The 14411-nt window shown below is 66.1% G+C and carries 16 protein-coding genes; 8 read left to right on the top strand and 8 right to left on the bottom strand.

Translation table 11 applies throughout. The annotated features are described in order from the left end of the window. Positions 1-9 precede the first annotated feature (9 nt). Entirely contained in the window at positions 10-609 is a 600-nt protein-coding gene (locus T331_RS0104095) for a hypothetical protein (protein WP_026439121.1), read from the top strand. 162 nt (positions 610-771) lie between these two features. Here the strand turns inward: T331_RS0104095 and T331_RS19020 are convergent, their stop codons facing one another. The 4 genes from T331_RS19020 to aroQ form a co-directional block, all read right to left on the bottom strand. Continuing rightward, positions 772-3069: an aminotransferase class III-fold pyridoxal phosphate-dependent enzyme gene (locus T331_RS19020; RefSeq protein ID WP_155992603.1), complete on the bottom strand. Its 2298-nt coding sequence runs from the start codon at positions 3067-3069 to the stop codon at positions 772-774. Positions 3070-3197: 128 nt separating this feature from the next. Continuing rightward, positions 3198-4541 (bottom strand): acetyl-CoA carboxylase biotin carboxylase subunit, encoded by a 1344-nt coding sequence (accC, locus tag T331_RS0104105; RefSeq protein WP_026439122.1) that lies wholly within the window; start codon positions 4539-4541, stop codon positions 3198-3200. A gap of 11 nt (positions 4542-4552) precedes the next feature. Beyond that, complete coding sequence (gene accB / locus T331_RS0104110; protein WP_026439123.1) at positions 4553-5020, bottom strand: acetyl-CoA carboxylase biotin carboxyl carrier protein; 468 nt, start codon at positions 5018-5020, stop codon at positions 4553-4555. Further along, a complete protein-coding gene (aroQ, locus tag T331_RS0104115; RefSeq protein WP_008495081.1) occupies positions 5017-5469 on the bottom strand; it encodes a type II 3-dehydroquinate dehydratase in 453 nt (150 codons plus the stop codon). The genes accB and aroQ overlap by 4 nt, the downstream gene beginning before the upstream one ends. Before the next feature lie 190 nt (positions 5470-5659). Here aroQ and thiS point away from each other — a divergent pair, with 190 nt between their 5' ends. The 3 genes from thiS to T331_RS17270 are packed head-to-tail and all read left to right on the top strand — an operon-like array spanning position 5660 to position 7333. After that, entirely contained in the window at positions 5660-5881 is a 222-nt protein-coding gene (thiS, locus tag T331_RS17265) for a sulfur carrier protein ThiS (RefSeq protein ID WP_008495082.1), read from the top strand. 4 nt (positions 5882-5885) lie between these two features. Further along, positions 5886-6692 carry a thiazole synthase gene (locus T331_RS0104125; protein WP_026439124.1) on the top strand — a complete coding sequence of 269 codons (807 nt, stop codon included), beginning with the start codon at positions 5886-5888 and terminating at the stop codon, positions 6690-6692. A gap of 5 nt (positions 6693-6697) precedes the next feature. Beyond that, positions 6698-7333 carry a VC0807 family protein gene (locus T331_RS17270; RefSeq protein ID WP_280512642.1) on the top strand — a complete coding sequence of 212 codons (636 nt, stop codon included), beginning with the start codon at positions 6698-6700 and terminating at the stop codon, positions 7331-7333. A gap of 157 nt (positions 7334-7490) precedes the next feature. Here T331_RS17270 and dnaQ read toward each other — a convergent pair whose 3' ends face one another. Genes dnaQ through T331_RS0104150 form a run of 4 tightly spaced genes read right to left on the bottom strand, consistent with a single transcriptional unit; the run spans position 7491 to position 10718 of the window. Further along, a complete protein-coding gene (dnaQ, locus tag T331_RS0104135) occupies positions 7491-8177 on the bottom strand; it encodes a DNA polymerase III subunit epsilon (RefSeq protein ID WP_026439125.1) in 687 nt (228 codons plus the stop codon). Then, positions 8174-8758, bottom strand: a complete 585-nt coding sequence (gene coaE / locus T331_RS0104140) for a dephospho-CoA kinase (RefSeq protein ID WP_026439126.1) — start codon at positions 8756-8758, stop codon at positions 8174-8176. Before coaE ends, dnaQ begins: the two co-directional genes overlap by 4 nt. Continuing rightward, the gene (locus tag T331_RS0104145; protein WP_026439127.1) at positions 8755-9579 is read right to left on the bottom strand and encodes a shikimate dehydrogenase; all 825 of its coding nucleotides are present in this window, start codon (positions 9577-9579) and stop codon (positions 8755-8757) included. Before T331_RS0104145 ends, coaE begins: the two co-directional genes overlap by 4 nt. Next, entirely contained in the window at positions 9483-10718 is a 1236-nt protein-coding gene (locus T331_RS0104150) for a glycosyltransferase family 87 protein (RefSeq protein ID WP_026439128.1), read from the bottom strand. Before T331_RS0104150 ends, T331_RS0104145 begins: the two co-directional genes overlap by 97 nt. Before the next feature lie 43 nt (positions 10719-10761). Here T331_RS0104150 and T331_RS0104155 point away from each other — a divergent pair, with 43 nt between their 5' ends. The 4 genes from T331_RS0104155 (at position 10762) to T331_RS0104170 (ending at position 14345) form a co-directional block, all read left to right on the top strand. Next, the gene (locus T331_RS0104155) at positions 10762-11946 is read left to right on the top strand and encodes an aspartate aminotransferase family protein (protein ID WP_026439129.1); all 1185 of its coding nucleotides are present in this window, start codon (positions 10762-10764) and stop codon (positions 11944-11946) included. 73 nt (positions 11947-12019) lie between these two features. After that, the gene (argF, locus tag T331_RS0104160; protein ID WP_026439130.1) at positions 12020-12958 is read left to right on the top strand and encodes an ornithine carbamoyltransferase; all 939 of its coding nucleotides are present in this window, start codon (positions 12020-12022) and stop codon (positions 12956-12958) included. After that, positions 12955-13230 (top strand): hypothetical protein, encoded by a 276-nt coding sequence (locus tag T331_RS0104165; protein WP_155992604.1) that lies wholly within the window; start codon positions 12955-12957, stop codon positions 13228-13230. Before argF ends, T331_RS0104165 begins: the two co-directional genes overlap by 4 nt. Next, complete coding sequence (locus tag T331_RS0104170) at positions 13227-14345, top strand: alpha-D-ribose 1-methylphosphonate 5-triphosphate diphosphatase (protein ID WP_026439132.1); 1119 nt, start codon at positions 13227-13229, stop codon at positions 14343-14345. The genes T331_RS0104165 and T331_RS0104170 overlap by 4 nt, the downstream gene beginning before the upstream one ends. Positions 14346-14411: the final 66 nt, after the last annotated feature.

Here is a 14411-nt window from a genome sequence, read left to right on the forward strand (position 1 = left end):
GGGAGGGCCATGAAAGATTTCCGGTCCGTCCTCGCGCCCGCCGCGGCGCTGCTCTCCTTGCTGGCCCTCGCCGCGTGCGGCGGTGGCGGCGACAAGCACCCCGACACCGCCTCGGCCGACGCCACCCCGGCCGACGGCGCCGCCCCGGACCCGACCAAATTCTGCCCGCAAGTGGCGGTGCTGCAGCAGGCCCAGACCGTGACCCTGTTCGAGCCCGGCCGCAGCGATGTGGCGGGGCAGATCTCGACCGGGCGGATCACCGGCGTCTCCGGCGCCTGCACCACCATGACGAAGAAGCAGCAGAAACTGCTGCAGGTGAAATTCACCGCCAGCTTCCTCACCGATAACGGCCCGGCCAATCACGGCCAGCCGGTGAGCCTGCCCTGGTTCGTGGCGATCACCCAGGGCGATCAGATCATCCAGAAGCAGGACTACACCGCCACGCTCAAATTCGACGGCAATATGAGCACCACGGCGCTGACCAGCAAACCGATCAAGATCGTGCTGCCGCAGGAGCAGCAGAGTGCGGATGTGCAGGTGCTGGTCGGGTTCGAGATGACGCCGGAGCAGCTCGCCTATGCCCAGGCGCATCCGAGCGCGATGCCCTGAGCCGGCCTTTTCAGGGCCGGATATCGAGAATCCCGGCCCCAGAGCCTCAAGCTTTTAGCTTGATGCTCTGGGTTTTGTTTTGGCGAGCAATTTCATGTGTTTATCTTGACTCTGGCGCGTCAACCTAAACACAGATTGCTCTGAAAATTTTTACAAAGCGTATCAGAGCCCGGCCAGGACGCGCTCCAGAGTCTCCAGGAAGCGCGTTGCATCCGCCCCGTTGAAGGGCAGAGGCGGGCGGATTTTCAGCACGTTCCCCTGCGGCCCCTCGGTGCCGATCAGCACCTGGGCGCGGCGCATGGCATTGGCGATGCGCTTGGCCAGGGCGCGGGAGGGGGTGCCGCCCTCATCAATCTCCACCCCGGTCATCAGCCCGGCGCCACGCACATCCGCCAGCAGCGGGAAGCGCCCCTGCAGGCTGGCGATCCCGGCCCGCAGCGCGGTGCCGGTGCGCTGGGCGTTGCCCTGCAAATCCTCCTCCTGCAGCACGTTCAGCGTCGCCAAAGCGGCCGCCGCCGAGACCGGGTTGCCGCCGAAGGTGGAGAAGAACTCGATCTTGCGCTGGAAGATTTCCAGAATCTCGGGCCGCGTCACCACCGCCCCGGTCGGGTGGCCATTGGCCATCGGCTTGCCCAGCGTGACCATGTCCGGCACCACGCCATGGCGGGCGAAGCCCCAGAAGGCCTCGCCCATCCGTCCGAAGCCGGACTGCACCTCATCGCCCACCACCAGCCCGCCGGCTTCGCGCACCTTGGCGGCGATGGCGGCAAAATAGCCTGCCGGCGCGGCGGTGATGCCATGGGCGGTGAAGGCGCTGTCCACCAGCAGCATTGCCACCCCCAGCCCTTTTGCCTGCAGCGCCGCAATCGCCCGGTCCGCGTCCGCCGCGTAAGCCGCGGCCTCGGTGAAGCGGCCCCGGAACGGGTCCGGCACCTCCAGCACCTCGATATAGGGTTCCAGCGGTTGCGCCTGCGGGCCGTGATAGGGCGAGAGGGCGGCCGAGATTTCGGTGATGCCGTGATAGGCGCCGGAGATGACGATGGCCCCGCTCTTGCCCGTCACCGCCTTGGCGATGCGATAGGCGGTGTCATTCGCCTCGGAGCCGGAATTGACGAACAGCACCTGGCTCAGCCCCTCCGGCAGGGTCGCGGTCAGGCGCTCGGCATAGGCCACCACCGTCTCGTGCAGGTAGCGCGTGTTGGTGCACATCCAATGCATCTGCCGCGAGATCGCCGCCGCGACGCGGACATTGCCATGGCCGACGGAGGGGACGTTGTTATAGGCGTCCAGATAATCCGTGCCGTCCGGGGCGAAGAGATGCGCGCCCTGGCCGTACACCAGATGCACCGGCTCCTCGTAAGACAGCTCCAGCCCCTTGCCCAGCACCGCGAAGCGGCGCGCGGTCAGGCCCGCACTGGGCCGGCTGGCGCAGGCGGCGCGGAAGCGCGCCACCACCCGCTCCTTGCCCGCCGCCAGAAATGCCTGGATGGCGGCGATGCCGATGCCGCCCAAAGCCGCCAGCTTCTCCGCCCCTGCCGGATCGTTCTGCTTGCGCCAGGCCATGATGGTCGCGGCCAGCGCGTGGCGGGCGATGATCGCCTCGAACAGCGCCCCGAACTCCTCGGGCTGCAACGGGTTCACCGCGTCATAGCCGGCGACGATCTCGGTGGCGTAGGCGATCGGATCCAGGCTGGTGCCGACGGTTTCGGCGGCGGTGACGGCGATATCGAAGATCAGCGGCGCATGGATCATGTCGCCGAAATCCAGCATGCCGGTCAGGCGGGTGGCTTCCGCATCCACCAGCATGTTGCCGGGGTGCAGATCGTTATGCACGGGCTGGTGGCGCAGCCGGTCCAGATGCGGGCGGAAGGCCAGGAAGCGCTCCAGCACGGCCTCGACCAGAGCGCGGTCCTGCGCCGGTTCGATCAACGCCGCCGAGGGGCGGAGGATTTCGATGGCGCGCAGATCCCAGACGATCTTCTGCCCCATGCCGGGGTGGAAGACATTGGCCAGCGCGCGGTCCAGCCGGGCGAGCTGGGCGCCGACGTCGCGCAGCAGGGCAGGGGTGGGCTCGACATCATCCATCACCCGGCCCGGCTGGAAATCCAGGACGCGGACCATATGCGGGGTGCCGGCGGCATCCTTGACGAAGGCGTAGGCGTCCCCCGCCAAAGTGCGCCGCACGCGCGGCACCGGCAGAGACGGGTCCATGGCCTGGATGTGGTCGAGCACCATCGTCTGGAAGTCCACAGCGCTTTCCAGCTCGGTCGGGCTGAGGATTTTCAGGATGATCCCCGGTCCCCGCGCCGGGGTGATGCGGAAATTCTGGTCCCGCTCGCCATAGAGCGGCTTGGCCGGGCCATCGATGCCAAACAGCTCGCGGGCAAAGGCGGCGGCCGCCTCGGCGCTGAAGCAAGGCGGGCTGGTTTCCAGGGCGAGCAGGGATTTCGGGTCGGTCATGGCCCGCAGATACGCAAAGCCGACCGCCGCGTGCCAGACTTTAAAACACAAAGGCCGCCCTCAAGGGGCGGCCCGTTGCAAAAGTTTTTGGGGGTGTGGGGTGTTTTTTCAAAAACACCCCACGTCTTTCAGCCGCCCTGCGCCACGAATTTCTCCAGCCAGTGAATCGTATATTCACCCGACTGGAACTCCTCATTCTCCAGAATCCGCTGATGCAGCGGGATCGTCGTCTTGATCCCGGTGATGACGAATTCCGTCAGCGCCCGGCGCATCCGCGCGATCGCCTCGTCGCGGGTGCGGCCATAGGTGATCAGCTTGGCGATCAGGCTGTCATAATGCGGCGGCACGCGGTAGCCGGCATAGAGCGCGCTATCCACCCGCACGCCCAGCCCGCCCGGCGCATGGAACACCTCCACCTTGCCCGGCGAGGGGGTGAAGGTCTCGGGGTCCTCGGCGGTGATGCGGCATTCGATGGCATGGCCCTCGAAGCGAATATCCGCCTGGGTGTAGCCCAGCTTCTCGCCGGCGGCGATGCGGATCTGCTCGCGCACCAGATCGATGCCGGAAATCGCCTCGGAGACCGGATGCTCCACCTGCAGGCGGGTATTCATCTCGATGAAGGCGAACTGGCCGTCCTGGTACAGGAATTCCAGCGTGCCGGCATTGCGGTAGCCGAATTTCTTCAGCGCGTCCGTGGCGGTCTTGCCCAGCGCGTCGCGCGCCTCGGCGGTGATGACCGGCGAGCCCGCCTCTTCCAGCACCTTCTGGTGGCGGCGCTGCAACGAGCAGTCGCGCTCGCCGATATGCACCACCTCGCCGTAATTGTCGGCCAGGATCTGCAGCTCGATATGGCGCGGCTTGTCGAGATATTTCTCCATATAGACCGCGTTATTGCCGAAGGCGGCCAGGGCCTCGGCACGGGCCTCGCGCCAGGCGGCGTCCAGCTCGTCCTTGGATTTGGCCACTTTCATGCCGCGCCCGCCACCGCCGGCGGCGGCCTTGATCAGCACCGGATACATGATCCGGTCCGCGACCTCATGCGCCTCCTCCAGCGAGGACAGCTCACCCGGCGAGCCGGGGACCAGCGGCACGCCCAAAGCGGCCATGGTGGTCTTGGCGGTGATCTTGTCGCCCATCATGCGGATATGCTCGGCGGTCGGGCCGATGAAGACCAGCCCGTGCGCCTCCACCATCTCGGCGAATTTGGCGTTCTCGGAGAGGAAGCCGTAGCCGGGATGGATCGCCTCCGCCCCGGTGATGAGGGCGGCGGAAATGATCGCTGGCATGTTGAGATAGGAATCGCGCCCCAAAGGCGGGCCGATGCAGACGCTCTCATCGGCGAGGCGCACATGCATGGCGTCCGTATCCGCGGTGGAATGCACCGCGACGGAGGCAATGCCCATCTCGCGGCAGGCGCGCAGCACCCGCAGCGCGATCTCACCGCGATTGGCGATCAGGATCTTTTTGAACATCTGGCGGTCCGTTATTCGATGATCAGCAGCGGCTCGTCATATTCGACGGGCGCGCCGCTGGTCACCAGCACCTGCTTCACCACACCGGCGCGCGGCGCCTTGATCTGGTTGAAGGTCTTCATCGCCTCGATCAGCAGCAGCGTGGCTCCGGCCTCGACCTGCTGGCCGACGGAGACATAAGGTGCCGCGCCGGGTTCGGCGGAGAGATAGGCGACACCCACCATCGGGCTCTTCACCGCGCCGGGATGTTTGGCCGGCTCGGCGGCGGCAGGGGCGGCGGCCGGCGCGGCCGCAACCGGCGCGGTGGCGGGGGCGGCGGCCATCGCCATCGGGGCGGCGGCGGTCATCGTCACCGGCGCCGGCTTGGCGGCCAGGCGAACCTTGCGGTCCCCCTCTTCCAGCTCGATCTCGGTCAGACCGGTGTCTTTGAGCAGGGCCGCCAGCTCGGCGAGCGCCTTGGGGTCGAAAGAAAGGCTCATTGTTCGTCTTCTTCCAGAATTTCAGAGAGGGCCAACAGAGCGAGCCTATAGCCGGCAAAGCCGAGCCCGCAAATCACGCCGGTGGCGGCGTGGGAGACATAGGAATGGTGCCGGAAGGCTTCGCGCTGGTGGATATTGGAAAGATGCACCTCGATGATCGGGATATCGAGGCTCTTCAGCGCATCCATCAGCGCCACCGAGGTATGGGAATATCCGGCGGGGTTGATGATGAGCCCGGCGGCGCTATGGCGCGCCTCCTGCACCCAGGTGATCAGCTCACCCTCATGGTTGCTTTGCCGGAAATCGATGGCGAGTCCGGCCCCTTCCGCCACCTCGGCGCAGAGTGTTTCCAGATCGTCCAGCGTGCCGTGACCGTAAATGTCCGGTTCCCGGGTGCCGAGGAGATTCAGGTTCGGTCCGTTCAGGACCAGAATGAGCGGTGCTGCCATGGTGCCGCTTGCGGTAGCATAGTGCCTCCGCGCCGCCAAATTTTTGCGGGGGTTGTTTCCACACTTGTGGATCAATGGCTTGATTTATCAATGATTTACTGTGGCCCCGCGCGAGGCTTGCGGACGCCATGCCGGCAGCGCGCATCGCCTTGCCTTGCCTGCGCAAGGTGCCGGGCCGATAATAAGCGCCATGAGCCAAACCATTGAACAGATCACGCTCAGCGTGAATGGCGAATCGATGCAGGTTCCGGCCGGCACCAGCCTGACCGGGCTGGTGGCTCTGATGGAGCTGGATACGCGCAAGCTGGCGGTTGAACGCAATCTGGAGATCGTGCCCCGCTCCCAATATGGCGCCACCGTGCTCCAGCACGGCGATGCGCTGGAAATCGTGCATTTTGTCGGAGGGGGTTAGATCCATGGACGGTATCACGCAGAAGGCCCACGCTGGAGATCTAGGGGGCTGGACGGTCGCGGGGCGGAATTTTGCCTCGCGCCTGGTCGTCGGCACCGGGAAATACAAGGATCTGGAGACCACCGCCGAGGCGATCGCCCAGTCCGGCGCGGAGATGGTCACCGTGGCGCTGCGCCGGGTGAATGTGCATGACCGCAACGCCCCGATGCTGCAGGATTTCGTCGATCCGAAGCGCTATACTTACCTGCCCAACACCGCCGGCTGCTTCACCGCCGATGAGGCCGTGCGCACGCTGCGCCTGGCCCGCGAGGCCGGGGGCTGGAACCTGGTGAAGCTGGAGGTGCTCGGCCCGCCGCCGACCCTCTACCCGGACATGGCAGCCACCCTGCTGGCCGCCGAAGCCCTCATCAAGGACGGGTTCGAGGTCATGGTCTATTGCGCCGATGACCCGGTGGCGGCGAAGCGGCTGGAGGATATGGGCTGTGTCGCCATCATGCCGCTCGGCGCGCCGATCGGCTCTGGCCTTGGCGTGCAGAACCCGGTGATGATCCAGACCATCATCGAGAACGCCAAGGTGCCGGTGCTGGTGGATGCCGGGGTCGGCACCGCCTGGGATGCCGCCTATGCGATGGAGCTGGGCTGCGACGCGGTGCTGGTGAATTCCGCCATCGCCATGGCGGATGACCCAGTGAAGATGGCGGTGGCGATGAAGCACGGTGTCATCGCCGGGCGGCTGGCCTTCGAGGCCGGGCGCATCCCGCGCAAATCCTCCGCCTCCGCCTCCTCGCCGATGACCGGGCTGATCCGCTGAAGCTGCTGCGCCGCGCCGGCCCGGAGGTTTTCGCCAATTTCATCGCCCCCTACCTCGTCTATGAGGCGCTGGATGCGCGGCTGGGCGATACGGATGCGTTGATCGCCTCCGCCCTGCCGCCTTTGCTGTGGAGCGGCTATGAGCTGGCCAAGACCAGGCGGCTGGATGCGGTCTCGTTCCTGGTGGTGGCCAGCATTCTGTTCACCCTCGCCGCCACCGCCATGGGCGGCTCGCCCCGGCTGATCCAGATCCGTGACGCGCTGGTCACCGGCGCGGTCGGGGGGCTGTTCCTGGCCTCGCTGGCGCTGGAAAAGCCGCTGATCTTCTATCTGGCCCGCGCCACCTCGGCCCGCAACACGCCGGAGGGCGCGGCGCGGTTTGAGGCGATGTGGGCGCAGCCGGGCACCCGGCGCAGCTTTCGGGTGCTGACACTGGTCTGGGGTCTGGGGCTGATCGCGCAGACCTGCGTGATGTGCACCCTGGCCAGCATCTGGAAGATCGACCGCTATCTGCTGTTGAGCCCGTTCATCGGGTACGGGATTTTCGGTCTGCTGCTGCTCTGGAGCTTCTGGTACGCGACCCGGCGCAAGGCCCTGGCGGAGCTGAGGGCGCCGGCGCCGCTGGAACCGCCCATTCCTTAGAACATCAAGCTTTTAGCTTGATGCTCTAAGTTTTGTTTTGGCGAGCAATTTCATGTATTTAGGTTGACGCTGTCGCGTCAACCTAAATACATATTGCTCTAATTTACCAAAGTTTTTGGGGGGCTGGGGGAGGTTTTTCAAAAACACCCCCAGCTCTTCAACCCGCCGTCTCGTCCCGGGTCCAGATCGCGCCTTTGATCTTGCCGACAAACCCCGCATGCGCCGCTTTCTGCTCATCGCTCAGCGCGATCCGCCTTGGCGTGCGGTTGGCCGGGGCCTGGTACTGCGCGAAGGAGAGCCCGGCCTCCTGGTCCAGCACCAGTCCGCGCTGGCGTCCGCCGGTCAGCTCCACATACACTTCCGCCAGCAGCTTGCAGTCCAGCAGCGCGTTATGGGTGGTGCGCGCAGAGAGGTCGATCTCGAAGCGCCGGCACAGCGCGTCCAGGCTGTTCGGCATGCCGGGGAAGCGCTGCTTGGCCAGCACCAGCGTGTCGATCATCCGCGCCTTGTCCAGGGGCGGGCGGCCGATGCGCTGCAACTCCGCCGAGATGAAGCCGAAATCGAACGGCGCATTATGCGCGACCAGCGGGGACTCCCCGAAAAACGCCAGCATCTCCTCCGCCACCTCGGCGAATTTCGGCTTGCCCTCCACATGCGCGTTGGTGATGGCGTGAATGCGGGTGCTGTCCGCCGGAATGTCCCGCTCCGGGTCCAGCAGCGCGTAAAACGTGTTGCCGGTGGGCAGATCGTTCTCCAGCTCGATCGCGGCGATTTCGATCACCCTGTCCCCGGTCAGCGGCTCGAAGCCGGTGGTCTCGGTATCGAACAAAACGGACCGGCTCATAGCCCCAGCTCCTGCAAAATCTCGTCCACCTGTGCCTGGGTCGCCGCCAGCGTGCCGCCGGTTTCGACCACGTAATCCGCCTTTTCGCGTTTTTGCGCATCCGGCATCTGCCTGGCGATGATCGCCTCGATCTGCGCCAGGGCCAGCCCGCGCTGGCGCACCCGCTCGATCTGCACCTCGCGCGGACAGGAAACCACGATCACCTTGTCGAACCCCGACTCCCGGCCGGTTTCCAGCAGCAGCGGAATATCCAGCAGCACCGCTTGTCGCCCCGCGGCCGTGGCATAGGCAATAAACGCCGCCTCGGCCGCGCGTACCAGCGGATGCATGATCTCTTCCAGCGTGCGCATCTGCGTCCCATCCGCCAGCACCAGGGCGCGCAGCCGGGCGCGGTCCAGCACGCCCGCTTCCACGGTGCCGGGAAAGGCAGCTGCAATGGCCGCAATCGCCGCCCCGCCGGGGGCCTGCAGCCGGTGGACCTCGTCATCGGCGTTGAAGCCCGGCACGCCGCGCGCCGCGAACATCCCGGCCACGGTGGATTTGCCCATGCCGATGCCGCCGGTCAGCCCCAGGCGCATCATGCGGCGACGATCCGGTACAGCTCCTCATCCACCACCGGCGTCACCCCGAACCAGGCGCTAAAGCCCGGCACCGCCTGGTGCAGCAACATCCCCAGCCCTTCCACCGGGGTCAGCCCACGCTCACGCGCCGCACGCAGCAATGCGGTCTCCAGCGGCGCGAAGATGATGTCGGCCACCGCCAGGCTCGTATGGGCGTGGGAGAGGTCCATCTCCAAAGGCGGCTGGTGCACCATGCCGAGCGAGGTGGTGTTGATCAGCAGCGCGTAATCGCCCAGCGCCTCGGCCCGGCGCTCCCAGGGCAGCACCTCGCCCGCCATCGCCATCGCCAAAGCGGCGGCGCGCTCGGGCGTGCGGTTGGCGAAGGTGATCTTCGCGCCCTCGTCCTGCAGCGCCGCGCCGATGCCGCGCGCGGCCCCGCCGGCACCCAGAATCAGCACCGGCCCCGCCGCCGGGTCCACCCCATGCGCGCGCAGATTGGCGATGAAGCCATAGCCGTCGGTATTGCGCCCCTCGATGCCGCGCTCCGAGAACACCAGCATGTTCACCGCCCCGGCGCGGCGGGCGAATTCATCCACATGGTCGCACACCGCAAAGGCGGCTTCCTTGTGCGGTATGGTCACATTCATCCCGGCGAACCCGGCCTTGGCCAAGGCGGGCACCACCGTCGAGAAATCCTCCGGGCGGATCGGCAGCGGCAGATAGGCGCCGTCAATCCCGTGCCGGTTCAGCCAGGTGCCGTGGATCCGGGGGGAGCGTGAGTGGGCGACCGGCCAGCCGGTGACACCGGCGAGCCGGGCGGAGCCGGAGAGGAGTCGCAACATGGGCGGACACCACCATGCCGCCACGCGCTTGCCAAGAGCAGAAGCAGCACAGCCGGTACCAGATGCGCGAAAGCCGGGTGCCAGGGCAGCAGCCCCGGCCCGAACCAGGCCAGGAAGAACAAAACCGGTTCGCCGGGCTTGAAGCTGCCCCCCGCCTCTCTTGCTTCCGCCTGCCGCGCCTCCACCAGCAGCGCCACCGCGAGGCTGACGCCGAGCAGGTCGTAAACATGCAGATAGGGGCTGGCCAGGCCAGAGAGAATCAGCATCGCCGGCACTGAGCGGGTGAACAGCCCGGCCAGCACGCACAGCGCGCTCACCCCCGCCTGCACCGCCAGTGCCGGGACGAGGCCGAGCGGCCTGGCGGTGGCAAAGGCGCTGATCAGCCCGCCGGCGAATGCCTTTGGCTTGCCGGTGAGCAGCACATTGCTCATCATCGGGCTGGTATAATGCAGGAACCCCACCCAGGCGGCTTGCCCAAAGGCCCATAGCGAGGCCGCGGCCAGCAGCACCGCCGCCAAGGCCGCATATAAGAAAGCCAACTTCCGTCGGCGCAGCAGATAAAGCGGCAGCACCAGCCCGAGTTGCGGCTTGAAGCTGGCCAGCCCGATCAAGGCGCCCGCCAGCCGGGGCCGTGCCTGCGCCAGCAGCAGCCCGCCGCCGATCAGCGCCGTCAGCAGCGCCGCGTTCTGATGCTCCATGGCGTTTTCCAGGCTGGCCGGGGCGAGCAGCACGGCCGCGATGAACCAGACGCTTTTGCCCGCCAGCCGCAGCACCACCGCCAGCAGCGCCAGTGAGAGCGCATCGAAGGCCAGCACCGCCGGCCAGGGCGGCAGCCAGCCGAAGGCCGCCGCGATCAGCCCGTAGCTCGGCGGATAGCTCCACAGATGATAGGGCAATTTCCCATACATGCCCTGCAAAAAGCTCTGATAGGCCTGATGGTCGAACAGCATCCCCAACTGCCCGTGCAGGTACAGAAATCCGCCGGCCCAGAAATCCAGCCCGTCGCGCAAGGCTTTGCCGTGGAAGCCATGCAGCTGGCCCCACAGGATCGCCACCGCCTCGCCGAGCGAGGGCAGGGTGCAGAGGGCGACGATCAAAACCAGTCTTAACCGGCTGAAGGCTTGATTTTTTTCCGACATATGCGCTTTAGTCCGGGCTTTCCGTTGCCTTGAAAGCATATTCATGATCTCCGCGCTAATGCCGAATTTCTCCAGACTCGACGTTGCCTTCGCGCACGGCCAGGGCAGCTGGCTGTTCGACGCGCAGGGGCGACGCTATCTGGATTTCGCGGCCGGGATCGCGACCAATTCGCTCGGCCATAACCACCCGCATCTGGTGAAGACGATTTCCGAGCAGGCGGCGAAGGTGATTCACGTCTCCAACCTCTACCGTGTGCCGCAGGCGGAGCAGCTGGCGGCGCGCTTTGTCGAGGCGTGCTTCGCTGACAGCGTGTTTTTCTGCAATTCCGGCGCCGAGGCGAATGAGGGGCTGATCAAGGCCATGCGCAAGGCGCAGTCCGATGCCGGGCATCCGGAGCGCACCCGCGTGATCTGCTTCGAAGGTGCCTTCCATGGCCGTACCCTCGCCACCATCTCGGCCACCGGGAACCCGAAATATCTGGAAGGGTTCGGCAAGCCGGTGGAGGGGTTCGACCATGTGCCCTTCAACAATCTCAACGCGCTGCGCGCCGCCATCACCGCCGAGACGGCGGGGATTCTGGTGGAGCCGCTGCAGGGGGAAGGCGGCATCCGCGCCGCCGACCCGGATTTCCTGCGCGGCCTGCGCGCCGCCTGCGATGAGTTCGGGCTGATCCTCGGCTTCGATGAGGTGCAAACCGGGATGGGGCGCACCGGGAAGCTGTTCGCGCATCAATGGGGCGATGTCGAGCCGGATATCATGAGCCTGGCCAAGGGCATTGGCGGCGGCTTCCCGATGGCGGCGGTGCTGGCCAGGGAGCATGTGGCCAAGGCGCTGAAGCCGGGCAGCCATGGCACCACCTTCGGCGGCAGCCCGCTGGCCTGCGCCGTTGGCAATGCGGTGCTGGACGTGATCCTGGCCGATGGCTTCCTGGACCAGATGAACGAGACCGCGTCCTATCTGCGCGCCGGGCTGGAAAAGCTGATCGCCCGCCATGGCGATGTGTTCACCGAGCTGCGCGGCCAGGGGCTGCTGATCGGGCTGAAATGCGCGGTGCCTAATGGCGAGGCGCAGGCACAGGCGCTGCGCCAGGGCCTGCTGAGCGTCGCCGCCGGCGAGAACGTGCTGCGCCTGCTGCCGCCCTTGGTCGTCACCCGGGCCGATTGCGACGAAGGGCTGGCGATGCTGGAACAAACCGCCGCCGCCCTGGCCCCGCAGGTGGCGAAATGAGCGCGTGGGGATGGTGGGGCAGCCACGCGCCCAAGCAAAATCATTTGAGCGCCTCCGCTCAGGAGGCGAATAAATGAGCGCTGTTCTCTCCTTGCAGGACTCCGGCCCCCGGCATTTCCTAGACCTGAAGGATTTCTCCGCCGCCCAGCTGCGCGCCATGCTGGATGATGCCGCCGCCTTCAAGCGCAGCCGCGCCAACCCGACGCGCAAGCCGCTTGCGGGCAAAACCCTGGCGATGATCTTCGAGAAACCCTCCACCCGCACCCGCGTCTCTTTCGAGGTCGCGGCCAAGGAGCTGGGGGGCGATACCGTGGTGCTGTCCTCGAAAGACATGCAGATCGGCCGCGGCGAGACCATTCCGGACACCGCCAATGTGCTGTCGCGCTTCGTGCATGGCATCCTGTTGCGCACGGACCGCGCCGCCAAGATGCATGATCTGGCGGCGCATGCCAGCGTGCCGGTGATCAACGGCCTCACCGAGCTTTCGCATCCCTGCCAGATTCTGGCGGATCTGCTGACCTTCGAGGAGCATAAGGGGCCGGTGGCCGGGCAGAGCATCGCCTGGGTGGGAGATGGCAATAATGTCGCCGCCTCTTTCATCGAGGCGGCCGCGCGCTTCAATTTCAAGCTCCGCCTGGCCTGCCCGGAAGGCTACCAGCCGCGCCCGGAGGTTCTGGCCTGGGCGCAGGCCGAGGGGGCGGATGTGGCGCTGGGGCAGGACCCGGCCTGGGCGGTGGAAAACGCCGCCTGCGTGGTGACCGATACCTGGCTCTCAATGTCCGATTCCGAGGACGAGGCCGCCGCCCGGGCGAAAATCTTCGCGCCTTATCAGGTCACCAACGCGCTGATGGGCAAGGCCGCACCCGGCGCGATTTTCCAGCACTGCCTGCCCGCCCATCGCGGTGAGGAAGTGACCGCCGAGGTGATCGACGGCCCGACCTCCGTGGTGTTCGACGAGGCGGAGAACCGGCTGCACGCGCAGAAGGCCATCCTCACCTGGGCGATGGGGTGATCCTCGCGTTTCCGAAAAAACCGGCCATCTGGCCGGTTTTTTTATGCCCGTCTGTGGATTTACATAGCGCGTTGTCATCGATCCGGGAGATGCGCGGAAAATGTGGAACCGTGAACAGGGATGGCTATAACGGCGCTGCTCTGGACGAGCCGACCGCCTCGCCCGATTCCGCCAGCCGTGATATGATGATCTGGCTGATGAATGATGCGAAATTCCGCGGCGCGGCGGCGGATATGGAGCCGCACATTGAGTCGCTGAAGGAAAACGCATGACGAATTTCAAGAATGCCCGGCTGGTGCTGCCGCATGAGGTGGTGGAAGGCGGCTTGCGCGTCGAGGACGGGCTGATCGCTGCCATCGGCGTGGCGGAGGGGTATGATTGCGAAGGCGATTTCCTGATGCCGGGGATGATCGATTTGCATACGGATAATCTGGAGCGCCAGGCGCAGCCGCGCTCTTCCGCGCGCTGGCCCTCGCGCTCGGCGCTGCTGATCCATGACGCGCAATGTGCCGCCGCCGGCATTACCACCGTGTTCGATGCGCTCTGCCTTGGCGATATCGGCTTTGAGAAAGAGCGCAACCAGACCTTCCTCGACGGCTATGCGGATCTCTGCGCGCTGCGGCCGACCGGGGCGCTGAAGGTTGAGCATTTTCTGCATCTGCGCTGCGAACTTCCCGCCGCCGAGATGCCGGACATGCTGGATGAGGTGATCGATGATCCGCTGGTGAAGCTGATCTCGGTGATGGACCACAGCCCCGGCATTGGCGGGCAGTACAAGGATGAGGCGCGCTATCGCCGCATGCGCGCCGCCGAAGGCTTCAGCCCGGATGAGATCGAACACGTGATCACCGCGTTGAAAGCCGCGCATCATGAAAACCACAGGAAAAATCGCAGCCGGATTGTGAAGCGGACGCTTGCGCGCGGCATTAAGCTGGCCTCGCATGATGACCATAGCGAAGAGGATGTGATCCAGAACGAGGCGGATGGCATTTCCATCGCGGAATTTCCGGTCTCGCTGGTCGCCGCGAAGGCGGCGAAGGCGCGGGGGATGAAGGTGATCGCCGGGGCGCCGAACATCGTGCGCGGTGGCTCGCATTCGGGCAATGTCGCGGTGATGGATCTGGTGCGGCGGAATTTGCTGGACGCGCTGGCCTCGGACTATGTGCCGGCCTCGATGCTGGAGGCGGTGTTTGGGATCGTCGCGCAAAAGACGCTGGCGCTGCCTGAAGCGGTGGCGTTGGTCACCTCCGGCCCGGCGGATGTGGCGGGGCTCGCGGATCGCGGCCGTATCGAAGCTGGCCAGCGCGCGGATCTGCTGCAGATCCGGCTCTATGACGGGTTGCCGGTGATCCGCTCCGTCTGGCGGGGAGGCGTGCGCGTTGCCTGAGCCGTATCGCGTCGCGGTCTATTACGCGCCGGAGGCGGACGATCCGCTCTGGCGCGCCGGTTGCGA

It is taken from the genome of Acidocella facilis ATCC 35904 (genome assembly GCF_000687875.1).
Classification (GTDB): domain Bacteria; phylum Pseudomonadota; class Alphaproteobacteria; order Acetobacterales; family Acetobacteraceae; genus Acidocella; species Acidocella facilis.